The sequence below is a fragment of the Cognataquiflexum aquatile genome (assembly GCF_003316845.1).
Classification (GTDB): domain Bacteria; phylum Bacteroidota; class Bacteroidia; order Cytophagales; family Cyclobacteriaceae; genus Cognataquiflexum; species Cognataquiflexum aquatile.
The window spans coordinates 952,183-972,548 of the sequence record NZ_QMIK01000001.1; the positions used below are offsets into that span (position 1 = coordinate 952,183).

A 20,366-nucleotide genomic window follows, 5' to 3' on the forward strand; every position below is an offset into this window, starting at 1 on the left:
AAATATTCAACAATCGAAATGAACCTGATTATGAGAAAAATTTTGATAATAGCAGTTTTTGCTTTGCTGACGGGCTTTTCCGCAATTCCCCTGCAGGCGCAGAATAATTTGCTAAGGTATGCAGACAAACAGTTTGAACTGGAAAACTTCAACCATGCGGCGGCGCTTTACGAGCAGGCCCATGACCGAAACCCAAATTACGGAAATGCCCAAAAGGCCGCTTTGTCCTACCAAAAAATCCAAGAATATGATAAGAGCTTTGAATGGTGGAAAAAAACCATCAGCTACGAAGAGGCATCTAGGGAGGATTTTTTGAATTATCTGGAAGCGGCTATGAAAGCCGAAAACGGTATTTCTTCGGAAGAACTCCTTGCGGGAAGTCCCTTCAAAGAATCAGCATTTCCTGAAATTGATTTCGACAAAATCAGAGAACTGAACAATAAAAAGGCAAATGTCAAACTGGTCCAACCAAAAGGAATCAACAGCGATGGGTCTGATTTTAGGTTAGCAGAAGATGCCACCGGTAATAAATATTTCACAAGTGACAGAGGACCGGAAATCCCTACCGAGAAACCAGCCGTGAGGTTGGATGCCAAAAGCAATGTATTCAGTGAGGAAAAAAGTGACCTGAACGACAGGGAGTTTTTTGGGATATACCGCTACTCCAACAGTGATGATCTGGAGAAAATGACCTTTGATGTACCGGGAGGTCTTGTCTATTCAGATCCTACTCTAATGGAAAGTAAGAATCTTCTTTTCTATACCACTTTTAGGAATATCAGGAAAGTGAAGAAAACGAGGGAATTTGAAGTTCATCCGGAAATCTATTTCAGCAAAATAGCTGCAGATGGATCTCTTTCAGAAACGAAGGCTTTCCCAATCAATGATGCTACCAAACATGGTGTTATGCATCCTTTCATTGATGAGAAAGGGAAAAAAATCTTTTTCGCTTCTGATATGCCGGGCGGTTTGGGAGGGTTTGATCTCTATTATGTGACTTATGACGAGGCTATGAATTTTGGCAGTCCTGTCAACCTTGGCTCAACTGTCAATACCAGGGAAGATGAAAGCCATCCTTTTATTTTGGGGGAAAAATTCCATTTTTCATCCAAAGGACATCCTGGCTTGGGTGGCATGGATATTTTCCAGGCAACATACTCGGGCGGATCATTCAGCAACGTGGAAAATATGGGTGTTCCGTTCAATTCACCCAGAGATGATTTTGGCTATTATATCACACCAAAAGGAAAGCGCTACCTATCCTCTGACAGAAAGGGAGGAATGGGTTTGGATGACATTTACCTGATTGAAGACCTCAACAAATTCCTTTTGGCAAGGGTGATTGACTGTAATGGCAATGTTATTTCTGAAGAGTTTGAAACAACCTTGACAATCAAAAATCAAAATGAAAACCTGCCTACTAGAAGAGGAACTAAATCTGAGCTATTTGGAGACCTTCTTCCCGAAACAGATTATTCTTTGACGATCAGCAAAAAGGGTTATTTCAGAATCCATGACAATGACATCACCACAAAAGGATTGCAGGGAGACACTTTGAAAAGGGAATACAGACTTGCTCCAATTCCTTACAATATGCCTGTATTTGTTGATATCGTCTATTACGACCTCGACAAATTCCAAATCAGAACCAATGCGCAACCAACGCTTGACAAAATCGCAGAGCTGATGAAAAAGTATGGCTTCATCGACCTCAAAGTCGGATCGCACACCGACGCAAGGGCAAGCAAAGAATATAATCAGGCTCTATCCGAAAGGAGGGCTGATGCGGTCAGAGAATACCTGGCAAAATTCAACATTCCTGAAAGCAGGGTGAAACTGGACTGGTATGGGGAAGAGAAGCGCACCAATGACTGTGGCGATGGCGTGCCGTGTCCTGAACCGGAACACCAGCTCAACAGAAGAAGTGAATTGGTATTGGAAGCTTTTCCTGATAAAAACGTCGATTATGACTCGCCTGCAGAATTGATGGGCAAAGACATCTGTGATCCGGCAGCACTTTTTGAAGCACTGAATCATGATGTCCCAACCATTTATTTTGACTTTGACAAAGCGAACCTCAGGCCGGTTCACAAAACAGAATTGGAGCGGCTTGCCCTATTTCTCCAAAGAATGGGCGGCATGAACCTTCAGATTGAAGGACATACTGACCAGCGTGGAAATGAGGAATATAACATGAAACTTTCCGAACGCAGGGCAAAAGCTGTCATGGATTACCTTGTCAAAAGAGGTGTTGAATTGGACAGAATGAGCAGCGAATGGTTAGGAAAAACAAAACCTGTTCATGATTGTGGTGCAGTGCCATGTACTGAGGACATGCATCAGATGAACAGAAGAACAGAACTCCATCTCAAATAAATATTATAAGTCCTTATTTTTTAAGCTTTAATTGAAGAGTTATTCGAAAGAAAAAGAGTCTCCTTCTGGGGGACTTTTTTTATTTTCCCCCATCCTATCCAAAAACAAAAAAAGGGTGAATCCAGCAATCCTTAGATTTCTGGATTCACCCTTATTCCCCGATCCAAATGTGGGTTTTTGCACTATTGTCTAATGCATAGGAATCAAAAAATACTTTCTAAAGGATTACAAACTATTTAATATCAAAGTGCCTTCATTGCCTTCTACAAGGTTTTTCCCTGTCGCAGCTGAGGCCACCATTTTTAAGAAATTGATCATTTTATTTCCATCAGTATCCCAATAATAAGCGGTCGTAGGAATGACTTTTACGATTGAAATATTAGGATCTTCTTTTCCGCCAGTAAACCAGGCATTGAGAACAGGAGACCAAAGCTCTTCGATTTTTTCCCTGTCATAGATCAACTCGGCCACACCGTTTACGATGAGAAAGCTGTCTTTTCCGGGATGTGAATAGAAAAGCTGAACATTTTTATCCTGTTCTATTTCCTTGTTTTTATCGCTATCCGCGTTGCTGAAAAACCAGATATTACCTTCATCACAAACTTTTTGAGTGCTCATAGGTCTGCAAGATGCGCCATCATCTGTTTTCAGATTGGTACAAAACATACAGATATCTATGGCTTCGGCGAGTTCTCTTAATTTGAGTATTGCCTCCTCGTTTCCCATGTTTTTAATTCCACTCATTTTTTTCTGGTTTAAAAATTTAAGATTACAATTTATCACATTCCGCTTTACATGCTTTGGCGTGTTCAAGGTGGGTTCTCATGGTTGGAAGCTTCTCAGCTGCCCAAGCTTTGATTTCTGCATCTTCTGAATCCGTGGCTGCTTTTTCAAATAATTCAATGGCATCCTCATGGTGCTCAACCATCATGTCACTGTAAGCTTTGCCAAAATCATTGCCTTCTTTTTCCATAAGGTCTTTTTGAGTTTCCATCGAATCTTCAGTAGCAGTAGCAGGGATGGCTACTGATTTTGATTGGGCTAAAGTATTCAACTCAGCAAGAGTTTTGGTGTGATCTACTTCCATCATTTTACCGAGTTCTTTGACATGTGGAGTAGTCCCTTTTTGTTGGGCCAATTTTCCCAAGCTGATCTCTTCCAATTGCATTTCGGCTGCTGCCATCAAAAACTTCACTCCATTGTCATTGTCGATAACAACAATGGTTTCGTCGTCATTGGTAAGTCTAGAGACATTTTCTTCCTCGGCCACTTCCATTGAATCGGTGGTTTTGTTTTCTGAACAAGATGATGCAAAAAACATGGTGCCTGCGACACAGATCGTATGCACCAGGATAGATTTAATATTGATTTGAGTTTTCATATATAGTTGGTTTAGTTTTATAAAAGATGCAAGGGATCGGTTAAAACCCCTTGCAAAAGGTATTGTGGTATTTTACCAGTGAATTTCTTCACCACGGTTGGTTCTCCAGTTTTCTTCCAGGTACTTGGCATCTTCAGCATTTCTTGGAGTCACAGAGATGACCACATTGCCTTCTTCGATTCCTGATTCATACAATTTTGCCCTGGCTTCAGGTATACCGGAACCCACCAAAGCCCCGATCATACCACCTGCAAGTCCGCCTGCACCGGCTCCTGCCAGTCCTGCAGCTATCGGTCCTGCTATCAAAATCCCAAGTCCTGGAATGACAACACTCGTACCGATTGCCGCGATGACACCTACAATAGCTCCGATTGTTCCTCCAATGGCGGAACCTTTACCGGCATGCTCTGCTGCTTTGGTTCCGATTTCAGTTTCTTCGGCTACGTCATCTGCATAATGTGTTTTTCGGGTTTCGTCAGACATGATCAAATTGATGTCGTCTTTGGAATAGCCTCTTTCGTGAAGGGCATTGTAGGCATTTTCTGTACTTTCACGGTCCCTAAACATTCCTGTCAGGACTCTTTTTTCAGAAGTCGTATCATGTAGGACTTCATTTTCATAGCGTTGATTTTCCATTTTTAATTGGTTTAGTTTTATATGATTTGGATTGTAATTCTATTTTTTTATTTGATCAGCTGCATTGGCCCAAAAGAAAGTAGATGATGACAAAAACAACGATTGTCCCAAGGCATCCCCCACCCATTTTTTTTGCGCCGTAGCCGGCAATCAGGCCTTTGAAAATATTGTTCATGCTATTTTCAGGTTAAGCAGTTTCCTCAGCTGCTTCGATGTTGACTGCGTCCATTGCGACATCGGATAATTTGAGGTCGGCTTCTTTTTCTTCCTGAAGTATCGTTTCCAACAGTTCGGCGACTTTATCCAATCCCATAGTTTCTGCAAACTGTCTCAGCGTGCCATAAGTCGCTATTTCATAATGCTCCACTTTCTGCGCTGCGGAAATGATCCCTGCATCACGCATTGAACCTTCCTCACATTCTTCCATGATACTGGAAGCCTCTTCAATCAGCCCTTCCATTGCGTCACATTTTTTTCCTTCAGCTTTTACTTTGATCAAAGAAAAAACCTCCACCAACCTGCTCAAATGGCCCTTGGTCTCTTCAAGGTGAGATGTCAATGCCTTTGTCAAATCCTCTGAAGTGGCATTTTTGATCATCTTTGGCATTGCTTTTACCAAAGCGTTTTCCGCCCAATAGATATCTTTCAATTGATCTTCAAACAACTTCATCAATTGGGATGATTGCATGGCTGATTTTTTTCCTGATCCGGAACTTTCTGATCTTGAGGCGGACTTTGGTGATGTGTTTTTCTTGTTTTCCATTTTTCTGTGGTTTTTTGGTTTTTGACTATAATTTGATTTTAAATGCAGCTGGATATGCTTTTTCTATTTTGAAGAAATGCTGCTTTCCTGATGCTTTGATTTTTCTGTATCCTGATACACAGACCAACTCATGATGCCATTCTTAGGGGCAGTAGCATTGTCAACTGTTTGCTTCCTTTCTGCACTCAATTTTTTATTTGCAGATTGGACAGATTTTTCTGTACGCTCAGTTCCTTTGGCTTTTTCATCCAATAGCCCATTGGTATCTCTGACATGTTGGAGCGGGTCCTCAATGGTTTGCCATTCTTCGCCCATCAAAGGGCTTTTTCCTTCGTTCCAGGGACCTTTGAAGTCCTCTCCTTTGGACATGTTGAAGTATTTATTGCTGAATTTTGGATCGCTTTCCAAAATCCCGGGAGGAAAGTTTGGTTGGATGCTGTCCAAGGCTGCTTGGAACATTTGGAGATGGGCCACTTCCCTCGTCATCAAATAACGAAGCGACTCTTTGACATAAACATCATCTGTGAACTTCATCAGATTTTCATACACCATTTTGGCGCTTGTCTCTGCGCCGATATTCAGGCGCAAATCTGCGGTCAGATCGCCCATTCCCATGATATAAGTAGCACTCCAAGGATTGCCGACACTGTCAGTCAGGGTAGGCGTCCCGCCACTCACAATGAAAAAATGTGGATTGACCATGGCTTGATGGATGTAATCTTCCTTGGCCGCTGAGCCGTCAAGTACTTTGGTCAAATCAGATTCATCTGCAGCATTTTTCAATTCTCCATTGACTCCGGTAAGCAACATTTGGATCGTTGCACCGACAATCTCCAAGTGACTGAATTCCTCAGTGGCGATATCCATCAGCATATCATACTTGTCGGGAGCCGCTTTCCTGCAACCAAATGCCTGCACAAAATATTGCATGGCTGCTTTCAATTCCCCGTTTGGACCTCCAAACTGCTCGAGCAATAATTTTGCAAACCGAACATCGGGCTTGGAAACCCTCGCATTGAATTGTAGTTCTTTTACATGGTGAAACATATCTTTGTGTTTTAGTTATAATGAGTGTATTTGGTTAAAATCCTAAAAATCCCGAAACAATCATTCGCGTTATTTCTTTTTTATCTCAGGCTCATCATTCATCTCGCCTATTATTCCCTTATTCTTGCCGGAGTCATCTATTTTCTTTTTTTGGTCGGGATTGTCATTCATTTTTGACAACACACCCTTATTATTGCTTTCTATGTTTTTTTGGGTCTTTTTCATAGTCTTGTTTTTTATATTTTTGAAATTTAAACAGTACAAAAATGAGGTTTTAAACCTTAGAATATTTACACAGTATTATGATTATATTATAGAATTCACTTTTCAAAAACCTGTTAACCAATCTTTTAGCATGGTAAGTCATTGCCATGAATCAGGTAAAAAATTGTGTTTGGACACCTTCAAGCCAACTATTTTCAAAAAATCAGCTCCCATTTTTCCACCGACGGTTACCTACAAAATCGCACTTTCAATTAGTTTCGAATTCATAAACCAAATGGACTAATGAGAAAAATTTACCTGATTTGTTCCCTTATCATTATGGTGGGTTCCGCCATTGGACAGGAACTTCCCACAAAAGGCAACTATGAGCTTGCGGCAAGATTTTCGCCTGAAAAACTCAAAAGAATGATCTTCACCATTGAAGTGGATGCACATTGGCTCAAGAAGTCCGACAGGTTTTGGTATGAATATGAAACCACCTCCGGCAAAAACTGGTACCTCGTCAATCCTGCCACCAAAAGCAAAACCCAGCTTTTTGATAAAGACAAACTCGCCGCAGAAATAACCAAAATCGTCAGAGACCCTTTTGACGGTCAGCATCTCGATATCAGCAACCTCAAATTTCTAGAAGACGAAAACACCATCCAATTCAAAATCAAAAGCACACAGGATGTGCTAAAAAAAGATTGGGCTGAAATAAAGGCAAAAAACAAAAGCGCCAAGGATTCTCTTGAAAAGAAAACATTTGTATTCCGCTATGACCTGAATAGCCAACAACTGACTGAAATCAAAGATCCTGAAGAAGAAGCCAAAAGATTGGCTTGGGCCAATATCGCTCCTGATTCCTCCAAAATCGTTTTCGTAAAAAATGAAAACCTTTATTGGACGGACAAAGCCAACTTCAAAAAAGCCATCAAAGATGAAAAGGACAGTACCATCGTCGAAACCCAACTTACAACAGACGGTGAAAAGGATTTCAGCTACGGAAATAGCTTTGGACGGGGTGATGACAATGTCGAGGAAGAAAAGAAGAAAAATGACAGAAAGCGGGCAAATATCCTTTGGTCAGCAAATTCCGGGGAATTTATCCTGATCAAAACAGACCAAAGGAAAATAAAAGACCTTTGGGTAATCCACAATACCCGTGACCCGAGACCGACCTTGGAAACTTACAAATATTCCATGCCGGGAGAAAAAGAGCAGCCTATCTCCTACCTGCTGCATTATTCTTTTGGCACACAGAAAATGTCCAATCTGGAAACAGCCACCTTCAAAGACCAGACTTTGGGGATATGGTCAGAAAGCTTCCCTGCCTCCGCAAGGGATGATGATTTCAAGCCTGTCAAATGGCTGGGTGATGAGAACTTCTTCTATTTTTCAATTACTTCTAGGGATTTGAAAAAAATAGATATCTGCAGGTGGAACATCAAAGAAGGGAAGAAAGAGGTCCTCATCGAGGAGCGAAGCAATACCTATATCGACATCGCCAAACCGGAAATTATAGCAAACGGCACTGAAATCATCCATTGGTCGGAGCGTGACGGTTGGGGACATTTTTATCTCTATGACATGAAAGGAAACCTGAAGAGACAACTGACCTCGGGCCCTTTCCACTCAGAAAATATCGTCCGTGTGGATGAAAAAGGCCGACTCCTTTTCTTCATGGCCAATGGCAAAGAAAAAGGAGAAGACCCTTATTATGAGCACTTCTATAAAGTCAGTCTCAACGGTGGTGCGATTTCTCTGTTGAATCCGGGTGATTTCAACCACAATACCTCGATGAATGACAAGGCTACTTTCTTTGTCAACAATTATTCGAGGGTAAATACGACTCCCGCGTCGGGGCTATATGATGCCCTTGGCAAAAAAGTAATGGACCTGGAAACAGCAGATTTGAGTTCCCTTTTTGCAGCAGGTTATCAATTTCCCGAGCCTTTCAAAGTCAAGGCTGATGACGGTATCACAGATTTATATGGCGTGATGTACAAGCCTTTTGACTTTGACAGTACAAAAACCTATCCCATTATCGAATATGTGTATCCGGGTCCCCAGACTGAAGCTGTCAACAAATCCTTTGGAAGAGGATTGGACAGAACAGACCGATTGGCACAGTTTGGTTTTGTGGTGGTCACAGTCGGCAACCGCGGAGGACATCCCGGCAGGTCCAAGTGGTACCACAACTATGGCTATGGCAACCTGAGAGATTATGGATTGGCTGACAAAAAGGCAACTATCGAGCAGTTGGCTGATAGACATGCTTTCATTGACAAATCCAAAGTCGGCATCCATGGACATTCCGGAGGCGGATTTATGTCTACAGCTGCAATGTTGGTATATCCTGATTTCTTCAAAGTGGCAGTTTCGAGCGCCGGAAACCATGAAAACAACATTTACAACCGTTGGTGGTCTGAAAAGCACCATGGTGTCAAAGAACAGATTTCACCAAAGGGAGACACCACTTTCGTCTACCAGATCGAAAAAAATCCCGACCTGGCCAAAAACCTAAAAGGAAGACTGCTACTCGTGACCGGCGACGTGGACAACAACGTCCATCCTGCCAATACCATCCGGATGGCTAATGCATTGATCAAAGCGAATAAGAGGTTTGACTTTATCATCCTTCCGGGTCAGCGCCATGGTTTTGGAGATATGACCGAATATTTCTTCTGGAGAATGGGCGACTATTTTGTACAGCATCTTCTTGGAGACAACACCCCTCCACCGGTAGATATGCTTGAAGTGCAAAGAGAAAAAGCATTGACCAAATAGGGAAAAACTCTTCTTTAACAATCCTGAAAATTAAGCCAAGGGAATCAAATGAGAATCTGGTTTCCTAGGTTTTTTTTGAAATTTTATCCAAAAACATAAACCTTAAGTGCGCTTTTTGGTGTTAAGACTTAAATAATTTTCTACTTTTAAAATTTAAAATACTTTAAACCGAACTAACATGAAAAGAAAATCAACCGCCGTATGGCAAGGAACAGGCAAAGAAGGCAAAGGCCATCTTACCTCCCAATCAGGTGTTTTGAACAAAACCCAATATTCATTTTCATCCAGATTTGAGGAAGGTATCGGAACCAATCCTGAGGAATTGGTGGCAGCTGCCCATGCAGGATGCTTTGCGATGAAACTGAGTTTTAACCTTACCGGAGCGGAATTTCCACCAAAAGAACTCCATGTGGATGGCATCATTACCCTAGAAGAAGGTACAATCAAACAATCCAAATTGATACTCAAAGCTACTGTTGACGGAATTTCCGAAGAAAAATTTGCAGAGCTGGTCAAAGACGCTGAGAAAAACTGTCCGATTTCCAAATTGCTCAACACAGAAATCGTAGTAGAATATACCCTCAATTAAGAAAGGGTAAAAAAAACCAAATCCCGCATTTTTCTCTATTCCGGATTTACCTATTCCTGAAATCTGAGAGAAATGCGGGATTTTTATTTTCTAGCTCTTGTCGGGGCGGTGGATACCAATTTGGCTATCACTATTGCAGGATACAAAATACCAAAAGTCGATAAAAAAACAGATAACATTTTTGAGGATATATTTCCAGGCAGCATGTCACCAAAACCAACCGTTGTCACCGTAACCAAGCTGAAATAAATATAATTTCCAAAATCACGGTCGTTGCCTTTAAACTCCAAACTACCTGAAATAGCATTTCCACTTAACAATTGCATCAATTCAAATCCAAACGAACCCATGAGGGCAACAAGTAGGTAAACATTGATGGCGCCGATGACTCTGTAAAGATTGACTTCACTGTCTCTGAACAATAACCTGAAATTGATGACCGTAAAAACCATCAGGTTAAGTAAAATGACAACTCTTTCTTCAAAGTAAAACTCATAGGGAATCTCACTGAATCGGATCAATCTCAACACAATATGGATTACAACCAAAACAGCAGCCATAATAAAAAAAAACTTTTCTCTGGCAGAAAACATCCCAATTAAGAAAAGCATGATAAACATGGTATTCAGAAAATAGGTTGAATTATCCTTTTGGTCGATCAAAATCGGAAGAAAAAACACCGTAAATAAAAGCATCACAAGAAGGGTGATGAAGGATGCGTCTGACTCCCAATATTTTTTGGATTTTTGTATAATTCCACCCATTGCTTTTGGTTTCAAATTGGATTTCAGGCAAAATGTAGCAGATATTTTTTTCAATAACAAAAGTGATTTGCCACAAATACTTTCCAAAAAAAATCCCGGACTTTCGACCGGGATTCTTGAATTATGCTGCGTTTCTTGCTGCGTTGATGATGCCAAACATCGTCCGCAAAATCAGTTTTTGCAAGACCGGATCATCTTCTCCTTTGTCAAGCATGGTCTGTATGGCATACTGCTGAATGGTGATAACAGGAAGAACGATCTTTTCTCGGATAGCGATTGATTCCTTGGAAGTTGGATTATCCTGAAGCAAAGTATCCATCCCGGAAACTTCACAAAGAAGCTTGATGGATCTTTGGTATTCTTCAAACATCAGGTTCCATAAATCACTGTATTTGGGATTATCCTTGAGATAAGCTGTGGACTTGTAAAACGACTTTGCCAAAGACTGCATGGAATTCCCAAGTAATGACCTGAAGAAAAGGGAGTCATTGTATAATTGTATGGCCTCAGGAAATTTGCCTGAATTTTTAAGTTCCTCAAGTGAAGCGCCTACTCCAAAAAAACCGGGAATATTCTGCTTCATCTGTGCCCAGGAACCTACAAAAGGAATAGCCCTTAAATCTTCAAATTTTAATCCGGAATCTTTTCCTCTTTTCAGGGGGCGGGAACCGATATTGACCTGTCCAAAATATTTCAATGGGGTCACATGCTCGAGATAAGGCAAGAACTGAGGATGGCTTTTGAAATCTCTGTAAAACTGGTAAGAGAAATCGGCCATCTGATCAATCAAAGCCCGCTGACCTGCATTAAGGGTTTTCTCTGAGGAAGGATACAATTCATTTTCAATACCTGCACAGAGCAACTGCTCCAAATTGTAAGTACAAGAAACGGGCTTGCCATAATTTGCAGAAATGGTCTGTCCTTGGATAGTGACCTGAATCTCCTCGTTTTCAACCTGTTGCCCGAGTGATGCATAGAAATTATGCATGTTTCCTCCACCTCTTGCCGGAGGTCCTCCCCGACCGTCAAAGAAAACAACGCTGACATCATTCAACCTTGAAACTTTTGTCAGTTCCTCTTTGGCAAGAAGGATAGACCAGTTTGCCCGGATATATCCCCCGTCTTTGGTACCATCAGAAAAGCCCAACATGATCGTCTGCTTTGATTTTCTGCTTTCCAAATGCTTGCGGTAGGCCTCGTTTTGGTACAGTTGCTCCATAATGATGGGCGCTTGGGCAAGGTCGTCTATGGTTTCGAAAAGCGGAACAATATCCAAAGGAAGCGTTTCAGCGTCCTTTCCAAGTGTCAATTGCGCCAATCTGAATACTTCCAAAACATGTAAGGCCGACTGGCAATTGGATATAATATACCTGTGAAGCCCATCTTCCCCATTGTTTTTTTGGACAGTTTTGATTGCATCAAAACTCCTCAACATATCCTGATGAAACTCGTCCTTTAAGGTGCCGATTTCCGGAAGGGAATCTACCTCTTGAATAAATGTGATTTTCTCGCCTTCGCTCAGTTTCAGATATGCCTGAAGTGCTTCGTTCCCGATTTGGTTTTCGATGATTTCATCCCAAAGCCCATCATGCTTACGGCTGTCCTGACGCACATCCATATTGGCAAAATGGAAGCCGAATATTTTTACTTTCAATATAAACTCATCCAACTGCTCCAAAAACAAGCCGTCATGGAATTCAATCAGGCCTTTTCGGGCTTCCATCAGATCAGCAATCAATTCCTCTTTGGTGTGGTAAAAGTTTTGGTTGTCGAAAAGGGAATCAAAAAGACCGTTTTCAATTTTAAGCATTATTGGCTCGACATTCTTGAAGGTCAACCTTCGCTTGAGTTTTCTGACATCACGGTAATAACACCTTACTATCCATTTTTGGAGTTTCTCGGCCACTTTGACGGTTGTGTCATGGGTGACAAAAGGATTGCCGTCTCTGTCCCCTCCCGGCCAAAATCCCACTTTCAACAATCCCGGATTGTCCCACTCATTGACCGGAATATCCAGACTATTCAATAACCTGGTCAAAATATCCGGCATACTGTGGTAAAAAACATTTACAAGAAACCATACCAAACTGACTGCTTCATCAAGCGGCGTGGGTTTGTCCTTATTGATAAAACCGGTTTTGCCTAACTGCTGCAAAAGCAGGTTGATATTACCAAGGTCATTTTCTCGAATAGCAGTCTCAAGATCAGTGATGATCCCAAGGACATTGCCCGGATAAAACTGTGTAGGATGGGCAGTCAGCGTCAACCTTACGGAAAAATTTTTCAATTTCTCTACCAATGCTTCCCGCTTCCTGTCATTGTCGACACGGGTAATCAATGCTGCAACACTACCCTTACCTTTTATATCATGGATTTTTTCGAAGGCCGCGTCTTCAATGGAATCAAACAAAACCACTTGCCTTTCCACATATTGGACCATTCTAAAAAGTAAATCATGACGTTCCTGATTAGAATTATTTGACATCATTTCATTAAAAAATCCACCTATGATTTCTTTTGGGGTTTTATCTTTCTCAAATCCTTCCTGACATTTGCTGGATAATATCGGCAGCAATGTCCCTGTTCTGTGGATATCACTGAAGGGCAAATCCAAAAAAAGACTGTTGTAAATCGTAAATCTTTTGGATACTTCGGTTTGATAGTTGTTTTTTGACATATTCGGATCAATAGGTTTAATAGGTGTGAATTTAACAAAAAATAATAATTATGGACAATTTTCGATTCAATCGATAAAAAAAAGGAATTTTTATTGACTATTTTTCAAAGAATAGGCATATTTTTTTCAAAAAATATCAATAAATCTTTTAACTTGATCGATTGGAAAATTAAGAACGAAAATTCTATTCAGGAAATATTTCGTATTTTGGAACCAAACAATTTATGAATTGATAATCAAGCTTCTATGCTCATAGCTGTCATTTTAGGGTTTATTTTCGCCATTTTGGTTCCATTTTTCAGCAAGTTTGTCAAAAAAGCAATTCCATTTGGCTATTCGCTCCTTCCTCTTTCCTTATTTATATTCTTCCTCCAGTTTTTGGGAGAAATAAAATCCAAAGGGCATATCTTATTCCATTATCAATGGGTACCGAGTTTAGGTATTGACCTATCTTTCAGGTTGGACGGATTGTCCCTTCTTTTTGCCCTGATGATCACCGGCATCGGTGCTTTGGTGTTCATTTATACTACTTACTACCTCAAAGGACACAAATATCTGGACAGATTTTATGGATACCTGTCGATGTTTATGGCTTCAATGCTTGGAGTCGTCCTTTCAGACAACCTGATGAGTATGTTTATTTTTTGGGAATTGACAAGTATCAGTTCCTATTTCTTGATCGGATTCAATAATGAAGACCCGGCTTCAAGGAAATCTGCACTGACCGCACTGAGTATCACCGGATTTGGCGGTCTGGTAATGCTCTCCGGAATTATCCTTTTGCAAGCAGTTGGGGGAAGTTATTCTTTCACTGAATTACTCAATTCCTCGGAAATAATAAAAAACAGCACTACCTATGGTTGGATAATTGCCCTGTTTTTTGTCGGGGCTTTTACCAAGTCTGCGCAGTTTCCATTTCATTTTTGGCTTCCTGGAGCAATGAAAGCCCCGACTCCGGTAAGTACCTACCTCCACTCCGCTACGATGGTAAAAGCAGGTATTTATCTTTTGGCAAGATTTACCCCGCTATTGGGGGATACCTTTTGGTGGAACAGCACCCTAATTACCGTTGGCGCGGTTACTATGGTCTTTGCGGCAATCCATTCTGTTTTGAGAGTGGATTTGAAAAGCATTTTGGCCTATTCCACCATTTCTGCCTTGGGGATTTTGGTTTTCTTGATTGGAATAGGATCAGAAAAAGCACTTTTGGCTGCAGGGATTTTTATCCTTGCCCATGCCTTATACAAGGCTGCACTCTTCCTCATTACCGGCATAATCGACCATGAAACAGGCTCCAGGGATGTCACCAAACTTGCGGGATTGCAGCAAGTGATGATGCCTGTCGCTGTTGCAGGGTTTATAGCAGCACTTTCTAGTGCCGGGGTTCCGCTTTTACTTGGATTCATCAGCAAAGAAGTGATGTATGAGGCGACTTTACAGTTTGGTGATTGGGCTATAATTCTGACCGCACTGGCTGTTTTGACTAAAATTCTCCTTTTGGTTGCAGGATTCTGGGCAGGAATCAAACCATTTACAGGAACGCTTCCTGCAGAATTTGGAAAAGCCAAATTGCCCTCTCCCCTGCTTTGGATTCCGCCGTTCTTACTCGGCGTTTTGAGTTTGGGTTTTGGGACATTTCCTTCATTGATCACGGAATCTTTGATCCAACCGGTTTTCAGCAGCATTTCAGGAAGTGACACCATTATCCAACTCAAGCTTTGGCATGGTTTCAACTTGGTTTTGGTGTTGAGCATTCTCACGTTGGTTTCCGGCGGCGCATTATATTGGTTTTTGAAACCTTCCAATGACCTGTTCCAAAAAACAGTGAGATTCGAGGCTATTTCTCCCCAAAACATCATCGAAGGTGGCGGTAAATTATTTGGGTCTTTTGCAGGAATCTGGACAAGGTTTTTCCAAAATGGCTATCTGAGAAACTATGTGATTACCATATTGGCCTTTCTGACTTTGCTGATGGCATACCGCTTATTTGGCGAAGTCAATATTTATATTGATTGGAATCAGATTTCTGCTGTCTCACACTACGAGATCATTGTAGTTGTGCTGATGATTATCTCTATCCTTTTTGCCATTTCGACCAATTCGCGGTCTGTTTCCATTGTTGCTCTTGGCGTGGTTGGCTTTGCAAATTGTCTTTTCTTCTTATTTTATTCAGCACCGGATCTGGCCATGACTCAGTTTTCAATAGACACGCTGACGGTATTGTTGTTTATGCTTGTTCTTGTGAAGCTGCCAAAAAACAAACAATATTCTTCTAAAGGGATCAAAATGCGGGATGCTTTGCTTTCGCTTTTGTTTGGAACATTGATAGCCATACTGACACTGGAGGTATTCGAGGAACCATCTTCCTCCGAGGTCTCCAAATACTTCGCTGAAAATGCCTACATCCTTGCCAAAGGCCGAAATGTTGTCAACATTATTTTGGTTGATTACCGAGGTTTTGACACCATGATTGAGACTGTAGTCCTGGTGATTGCCGCAGTAGGAGTCTACAGCTTGATGAAACTTAATCTCAATCCCTCTAAAAAAGACTTATGAAATCATTGATATTCAAAACCGCATCGACCTATCTGCTTCCGCTTCTGCTGCTGTTTTCCATTTTCATTCTGTTGCGGGGCCATTATCTTCCGGGAGGAGGATTTGTGGGAGGATTGATGGCAGCCATCGCCTTTTTGATCCACTCATTTGCTTTTGGAATGAAAGAAACACAAAACATCATCAAAATAAATCCAGGATACCTGATGCCGATAGGGCTTGTTTTTGCTGTTGGTGCAGCTATCGCTCCCTATTTTATCGGTGCCCCAATACTCAAGGGCCTGTGGTTTGAAGAGCCTTTCAGATTCATCGGGATGGTTGGATCAGCTCTTTTCTTTGACATTGGCGTGTATATGGTGGTCATCGGGGCGACACTCACCATCATGTTTTCACTTACTGACACTGTTTGATATGGAGATATTACTTGTCATCATTATCGGTTTACTTCACGCAGGCGGTCTGTACATGCTGTTGCGCAGGAGTATGTTCAAAATGATCATTGGATTGATTTTATTGGGAAACGGCGCCAACCTGCTGATTTTTCTTTTGGGAAGATTGGTCAAAGGTCATCCTCCCGTCATTGAAGACGGTATGAAAGTATTTGCCGATATCTATGCCGATCCTGTCCCACAGGCTTTGGTATTGACAGCGATTGTAATCGGTTTTGGACTTCAGTCCTTTGCAATCATTTTGATAAAAAGGGTGTACAATGTGCTCCATACAGATGATCTGGATGAGCTTAACTCAACAGATGAAGAAATATGAGTAATTCGATGATAGTATTGCCCATCATATTTCAATTTGTCGCTGGGACGATTTTGTTGTTTTTCTGGCAAAAAACCACTTTACAAAAGTTTCTCAGCATTTTATTTTCCATCATTGGTCTGGGGATAAGTATCTGGCTCTTCTTACTTGTCTGGGAAAACGGAATCATGATCACCCAATCAGGAGATTGGAAGGCACCGTTTGGAATCAGCTTTGTCGCTGACACTTTCGGAGTGACCATGGTATTGTTGTCTTCTATTTCTGGTTTGGCTGTTTCCATTTTCTCAGCAGGAAGTATGCGGAAAGAAAGACTTGAGTTTGGGTTTTTCCCCATTCTACACTTTCTCATCATGGGACTTCAGGGCGCTTTTCTTACAGGAGATATTTTCAATCTTTATGTATGGTTTGAGGTAGTGATCATCTCCTCTTTCGTCCTTTTGACTTTGGGCGGAAAAAAACAACAGCTTGAAGGGGCTCTCAAATATGTTTCGCTAAATCTCCTCGCCTCCTCTTTGTTTTTGATCGGAATCGGTTTTATCTATGGCCTTACAGGTTCGCTCAATATGGCCGATGTCGCCATCAAACTGGATAACCTTCAAAACCGTGGATTGGTAAGCGTCACATCCGGGATTTTTTTGGTAGCCTTCGGAATCAAGTCTGCTATCTTCCCGATGTACTTTTGGTTGCCTGCCTCTTACCATACACCACCTCCTGCTGTTTCTGCGATTTTCGCAGGGTTACTTACCAAATTGGGAATCTATGCCATGCTGAGGACATTCACGCTGATGTTTGGCGGAGATGAATTCATGGGAGATATCATGGTCATTCTTGCAGCACTTACCATCTTTTCAGGTGGATTGGGAGCATTGCTGCAGCAAAACATGGGAAAGATTTTTGGATACCTGATAGTATGCCATATCGGTTTTCTGATCGCCGGTTTGGGAATGTACACGGAGTTGGCCATCATGGGTACAGTTTTTTACCTGATCCATGACATTATCGTCAAAACAAACCTGTTTATGGTCTCAGGTCTGATTCTCAAAATCAACGGAACCCAAGACATCAGGGAGCTTGGCGGGATGTATAAAAACTTTCCCATTATTTCCCTGTTGTTGGCAATTCCCCTATTTTCTCTGGTTGGTATTCCGCCGCTTTCAGGTTTTTGGGCAAAAATTTTCCTGATTCAGGCAGGTTTACAAACACAAGATTATGTTTTGATTGGATTCATTGTCTTGGGAAGTTTTCTTACCTTATGGGTAATTGCGAGGTTGTGGTCTGAGGTTTTTTGGAAAAACGGTATTGACCTGCCCAAAAAAGCAAATGGGCTTTATTTCAGTCAAATGACTAAAACGGATCAATGGCTGATGGTATTTCCCATTGTTCTGTTATCAGGAATTTCGCTTTATATTGGATTTGGAGCTGAAAACATCATCATACTTTCCCAAAGAATCTCCACCGAATTAATGGATCCTTCGGGATATATTGAAGCTGTATTGGGCCTTAAAACCATGACGCCATGACAAAATCTTTGTTTTTGAGTAACCTGATTTTAGCCATCATTTGGGTAATGGCTACCGGAACCCTTACTGAAGAGAATTTCATTTTCGGGTTGATCATCGGATTTGCGATTTTAGGAATCATCACCTATAAAAAAGAAGAAAGGAAATACTTCACGGTGATTCCAAAATTCTTTGCCTTTATAGCATTTGTTCTTTGGGAAATCACCAAAGCCAATTTTCAATCTGCGAGAGAATCATTTTACTCCAAATCCAGATTGGAACCTGCCATTGTTAAAGTCCCGCTGGATGCCAAGACTGATCTTGAAATAAGTTTCTTGGCCAATCTTATCTCCCTAACCCCCGGAACTCTTATTATGGATGTGTCTGACGACAAAAAGGTAATCTACGTCCATGTCATGCATCTTTTGGACAAAGAGGAATTTATCAAAGAAACAAAACAGAAGTTTGAAAAACCCTTACTGGAATTAATGCGATGAGCCTACAAGACTATCTCAATTGGGTAATTATCCCCATTCTCGGTTTATCAGTGATTTTGGTATTTATCAGGTTCCTGAAAGGACCAAGCCTTCCTGACCGTATAATTGCCTTAGACATGCTGATATTGATTTCAATCTGTATCATCGCCATTTACAGCATCCAAACCAACCAAAGTACATTTCTTGACATTGCGCTGCTTTTTGCCTTGATAGCCTTCCTGAGTACTGCGGCGTATTCATTTTATTTAGAACAAAGAGAAAGAAAATGAAAGACATTCTAATCATGATATTGTCCACCTTTGGCGCGCTGTTTATCCTTTCATCGTCAATAGGCTTGCTCAGAAAGCCGGATATTTTCCTAAGGATATCGGTAACAGGCAAGGCTTCGACCTTAGGAATAGGTCTTATTTTGGTCTCCACAGCGCTTTTTTTCAATAATTATTCTGTTACTACCAGGGTGGTTGCGATCATCTTGTTCTTATTCATCACCATTTCCATCGGTGGGCATTTACTGGCAAGGGCAGCCTATATTATCAAGACTCCTATTTGGAAAGGAACCAAGATAGATGACCTTGCCGGTCAGTATGATGATGTTACCCATGAGTTGTATAGCGAAAAACACCATTCTTCCATCAAGCCTGACCCAACAGACAACATCTGACAATGAGAAAATCAATCTTCCTCCTCCTTCTAATTTCCCTATTCATGGTTTATTCTTGCGACGAATCTCCCGATGAAGAAAAAATTGAGCCCGTCTATTCCTTTTTGATAGGCGCCTACACAGATTCTGAGGATCAAGGTATAGGTTTACTCACTTTCGATCCCGAAAAAAATATCCTTCAAACCCAAATATTGGCTGCGGGAGTTTCCAATCCCTCCTTTGTAGTCAGTAACAGGGCGCAGACTTTGGTCTTTGCGGTGGAAGAAAACGGTGGGGAAAATGGAGGTAAAGTCAAGTCGTTCAAGTTTGACAGACAAACCAATACATTGGAATTATTGGATACCAAGGATACCTACGGAGACCATCCCTGCTATTTGAGCCTTGATGCCAATGAAGAGGTATTGGTCGTAGGGAATTATTCAGGAGGAAATTTTTCAGCCTACAAAGTGAAGGACGGATACCTGACCCATGTCCAGACCTACCAACACGAAGGACAAAGCATTGATCCCAACAGGCAGGAAAAAGCGCATGTGCACAGTACCGTATTTCATCCAAATGGAAAACAGTTGCTAGTCGGTGACTTGGGAACGGATAAAATCCATCTCTATGATTTCAACCCGACATTTGCTGTACCTTTCAATAATGCCGAGAACGGAGATTTTGAAATTGCAGCAGGTTCCGGACCCAGACATCTTGCTGTCCACCCAAGTGGCAGTCCTGTGTACCTGATACATGAAATGACCGCCGAACTTGGGGTCTATCAATATGTTGAGGGAAAAATGTCTAAAATTCAGGTTTTTCCATTGACCGGAAAAGATTTTATAGGCAATGTCGGCGCGGCAGAGGTAAGGATATCTCCGGATGCTAAATTTGTCTACGCCTCCAACAGAGGGGATGCGAATGAGATTACAGTCTTTGAAATCGAAAAAACGGGTGAATTGACTTTTGTAGAAAGGGTCAAAACCGGCGGGGAAAACCCCAGAAATTTTGTAATCACAAGTGACGGAAAATACCTCCTGGCAGGCAATCAAAGTTCAGGAACAATCGTTGTTTTTGAAAGAAACCTCAAAACAGGAAGGCTAAGGAAAACAGGTGCTGAAACGAAATTTCATAAACCTGTATATTTCTATGGACTGGATTAAAACCGATAGAGGGCTCAAAAGC

19 protein-coding genes are annotated in these 20,366 nt (G+C 41.4%); 11 read left to right on the forward strand and 8 right to left on the reverse strand.

Annotated elements, in window-relative coordinates:
• The first annotated feature begins 30 nt into the window (after positions 1-30).
• Positions 31-2,376 carry an OmpA family protein gene (locus tag DQW11_RS03875; protein WP_232826666.1) on the forward strand — a complete coding sequence of 782 codons (2,346 nt, stop codon included), beginning with the start codon at positions 31-33 and terminating at the stop codon, positions 2,374-2,376.
• Positions 2,377-2,601: 225 nt separating this feature from the next.
• On the opposite strand, the gene DQW11_RS03880 is transcribed toward DQW11_RS03875, so the two are convergent.
• The 6 genes from DQW11_RS03880 to DQW11_RS22200 form a co-directional block, all read right to left on the reverse strand.
• A complete protein-coding gene (locus DQW11_RS03880; RefSeq protein WP_113922672.1) occupies positions 2,602-3,120 on the reverse strand; it encodes a pyridoxamine 5'-phosphate oxidase family protein in 519 nt (172 codons plus the stop codon).
• A gap of 25 nt (positions 3,121-3,145) precedes the next feature.
• Positions 3,146-3,757: a DUF4142 domain-containing protein gene (locus DQW11_RS03885; RefSeq protein WP_113922673.1), complete on the reverse strand. Its 612-nt coding sequence runs from the start codon at positions 3,755-3,757 to the stop codon at positions 3,146-3,148.
• Between the two features lie 72 nt (positions 3,758-3,829).
• A complete protein-coding gene (locus tag DQW11_RS03890) occupies positions 3,830-4,393 on the reverse strand; it encodes a hypothetical protein (RefSeq protein ID WP_113922674.1) in 564 nt (187 codons plus the stop codon).
• A gap of 187 nt (positions 4,394-4,580) precedes the next feature.
• Positions 4,581-5,156 (reverse strand): YciE/YciF ferroxidase family protein, encoded by a 576-nt coding sequence (locus DQW11_RS03895; RefSeq protein ID WP_113922675.1) that lies wholly within the window; start codon positions 5,154-5,156, stop codon positions 4,581-4,583.
• 63 nt (positions 5,157-5,219) lie between these two features.
• Positions 5,220-6,203, reverse strand: coding sequence for a manganese catalase family protein (locus DQW11_RS03900; RefSeq protein WP_113922676.1), 984 nt, complete (start codon positions 6,201-6,203; stop codon positions 5,220-5,222).
• Positions 6,204-6,272: 69 nt separating this feature from the next.
• Positions 6,273-6,428, reverse strand: a complete 156-nt coding sequence (locus DQW11_RS22200) for a hypothetical protein (protein WP_157966025.1) — start codon at positions 6,426-6,428, stop codon at positions 6,273-6,275.
• 282 nt (positions 6,429-6,710) lie between these two features.
• On the opposite strand from DQW11_RS22200, the gene DQW11_RS03910 reads away from it, so the two are divergent.
• Together DQW11_RS03910 and DQW11_RS03915 are read left to right on the forward strand one after the other, a co-directional pair.
• A complete protein-coding gene (locus DQW11_RS03910; protein ID WP_113922678.1) occupies positions 6,711-9,197 on the forward strand; it encodes a S9 family peptidase in 2,487 nt (828 codons plus the stop codon).
• Positions 9,198-9,375: 178 nt separating this feature from the next.
• Positions 9,376-9,786 (forward strand): OsmC family protein, encoded by a 411-nt coding sequence (locus tag DQW11_RS03915; RefSeq protein WP_113922679.1) that lies wholly within the window; start codon positions 9,376-9,378, stop codon positions 9,784-9,786.
• Between the two features lie 83 nt (positions 9,787-9,869).
• On the opposite strand, the gene DQW11_RS03920 is transcribed toward DQW11_RS03915, so the two are convergent.
• Both DQW11_RS03920 and DQW11_RS03925 read right to left on the reverse strand, forming a co-directional pair.
• Entirely contained in the window at positions 9,870-10,604 is a 735-nt protein-coding gene (locus DQW11_RS03920) for a potassium channel family protein (RefSeq protein ID WP_232826667.1), read from the reverse strand.
• A 67-nt stretch (positions 10,605-10,671) separates the two neighbouring features.
• Positions 10,672-13,227 (reverse strand): phosphoenolpyruvate carboxylase, encoded by a 2,556-nt coding sequence (locus DQW11_RS03925; RefSeq protein WP_113922680.1) that lies wholly within the window; start codon positions 13,225-13,227, stop codon positions 10,672-10,674.
• 246 nt (positions 13,228-13,473) lie between these two features.
• Between DQW11_RS03925 and DQW11_RS03930 the strand changes: the two genes are divergently transcribed.
• From DQW11_RS03930 to DQW11_RS03965, 8 genes are read left to right on the forward strand one after another with little or no spacing between them, the layout of a single operon-like run.
• On the forward strand, positions 13,474-15,783 hold the full coding sequence (locus DQW11_RS03930) for a putative monovalent cation/H+ antiporter subunit A (RefSeq protein ID WP_113922681.1): 2,310 nt from the start codon (positions 13,474-13,476) through the stop codon (positions 15,781-15,783).
• Positions 15,780-16,190 (forward strand): Na+/H+ antiporter subunit B, encoded by a 411-nt coding sequence (locus tag DQW11_RS03935; RefSeq protein WP_113922682.1) that lies wholly within the window; start codon positions 15,780-15,782, stop codon positions 16,188-16,190. Before DQW11_RS03930 ends, DQW11_RS03935 begins: the two co-directional genes overlap by 4 nt.
• Position 16,191: 1 nt before the next feature.
• On the forward strand, positions 16,192-16,545 hold the full coding sequence (locus DQW11_RS03940) for a Na+/H+ antiporter subunit C (RefSeq protein ID WP_113922683.1): 354 nt from the start codon (positions 16,192-16,194) through the stop codon (positions 16,543-16,545).
• Positions 16,542-18,065 (forward strand): proton-conducting transporter transmembrane domain-containing protein, encoded by a 1,524-nt coding sequence (locus DQW11_RS03945; protein ID WP_113922684.1) that lies wholly within the window; start codon positions 16,542-16,544, stop codon positions 18,063-18,065. Before DQW11_RS03940 ends, DQW11_RS03945 begins: the two co-directional genes overlap by 4 nt.
• Complete coding sequence (locus DQW11_RS03950; RefSeq protein ID WP_113922685.1) at positions 18,062-18,541, forward strand: Na+/H+ antiporter subunit E; 480 nt, start codon at positions 18,062-18,064, stop codon at positions 18,539-18,541. The genes DQW11_RS03945 and DQW11_RS03950 overlap by 4 nt, the downstream gene beginning before the upstream one ends.
• The gene (locus DQW11_RS03955; protein ID WP_113922686.1) at positions 18,538-18,810 is read left to right on the forward strand and encodes a cation:proton antiporter; all 273 of its coding nucleotides are present in this window, start codon (positions 18,538-18,540) and stop codon (positions 18,808-18,810) included. Before DQW11_RS03950 ends, DQW11_RS03955 begins: the two co-directional genes overlap by 4 nt.
• Positions 18,807-19,202: a cation:proton antiporter gene (locus DQW11_RS03960; protein WP_113922687.1), complete on the forward strand. Its 396-nt coding sequence runs from the start codon at positions 18,807-18,809 to the stop codon at positions 19,200-19,202. Before DQW11_RS03955 ends, DQW11_RS03960 begins: the two co-directional genes overlap by 4 nt.
• 2 nt (positions 19,203-19,204) lie before the next feature.
• Positions 19,205-20,344, forward strand: coding sequence for a lactonase family protein (locus tag DQW11_RS03965; RefSeq protein WP_113922688.1), 1,140 nt, complete (start codon positions 19,205-19,207; stop codon positions 20,342-20,344).
• Positions 20,345-20,366 lie beyond the last annotated feature (22 nt).

Excerpts from the sequence above, each read along its gene's own strand:
- DQW11_RS03935 (WP_113922682.1), top strand. The coding sequence starts at position 15,780 with ATGAAATCATTGATATTCAAAACCGCATCGACCTATCTGCTTCCGCTT.
- DQW11_RS22200 (WP_157966025.1), bottom strand. The coding sequence starts at position 6,428 with ATGAAAAAGACCCAAAAAAACATAGAAAGCAATAATAAGGGTGTGTTG.
- DQW11_RS03895 (WP_113922675.1), bottom strand. The coding sequence starts at position 5,156 with ATGGAAAACAAGAAAAACACATCACCAAAGTCCGCCTCAAGATCAGAA.
- DQW11_RS03940 (WP_113922683.1), top strand. The coding sequence starts at position 16,192 with ATGGAGATATTACTTGTCATCATTATCGGTTTACTTCACGCAGGCGGT.
- DQW11_RS03945 (WP_113922684.1), top strand. The coding sequence starts at position 16,542 with ATGAGTAATTCGATGATAGTATTGCCCATCATATTTCAATTTGTCGCT.
- DQW11_RS03950 (WP_113922685.1), top strand. The coding sequence starts at position 18,062 with ATGACAAAATCTTTGTTTTTGAGTAACCTGATTTTAGCCATCATTTGG.
- DQW11_RS03910 (WP_113922678.1), top strand. The coding sequence starts at position 6,711 with ATGAGAAAAATTTACCTGATTTGTTCCCTTATCATTATGGTGGGTTCC.
- DQW11_RS03875 (WP_232826666.1), top strand. The coding sequence starts at position 31 with ATGAGAAAAATTTTGATAATAGCAGTTTTTGCTTTGCTGACGGGCTTT.
- DQW11_RS03925 (WP_113922680.1), bottom strand. The coding sequence starts at position 13,227 with ATGTCAAAAAACAACTATCAAACCGAAGTATCCAAAAGATTTACGATT.
- DQW11_RS03930 (WP_113922681.1), top strand. The coding sequence starts at position 13,474 with ATGCTCATAGCTGTCATTTTAGGGTTTATTTTCGCCATTTTGGTTCCA.
- DQW11_RS03900 (WP_113922676.1), bottom strand. The coding sequence starts at position 6,203 with ATGTTTCACCATGTAAAAGAACTACAATTCAATGCGAGGGTTTCCAAG.
- DQW11_RS03890 (WP_113922674.1), bottom strand. The coding sequence starts at position 4,393 with ATGGAAAATCAACGCTATGAAAATGAAGTCCTACATGATACGACTTCT.
- DQW11_RS03915 (WP_113922679.1), top strand. The coding sequence starts at position 9,376 with ATGAAAAGAAAATCAACCGCCGTATGGCAAGGAACAGGCAAAGAAGGC.
- DQW11_RS03960 (WP_113922687.1), top strand. The coding sequence starts at position 18,807 with ATGAAAGACATTCTAATCATGATATTGTCCACCTTTGGCGCGCTGTTT.
- DQW11_RS03955 (WP_113922686.1), top strand. The coding sequence starts at position 18,538 with ATGAGCCTACAAGACTATCTCAATTGGGTAATTATCCCCATTCTCGGT.
- DQW11_RS03880 (WP_113922672.1), bottom strand. The coding sequence starts at position 3,120 with ATGAGTGGAATTAAAAACATGGGAAACGAGGAGGCAATACTCAAATTA.
- DQW11_RS03965 (WP_113922688.1), top strand. The coding sequence starts at position 19,205 with ATGAGAAAATCAATCTTCCTCCTCCTTCTAATTTCCCTATTCATGGTT.
- DQW11_RS03885 (WP_113922673.1), bottom strand. The coding sequence starts at position 3,757 with ATGAAAACTCAAATCAATATTAAATCTATCCTGGTGCATACGATCTGT.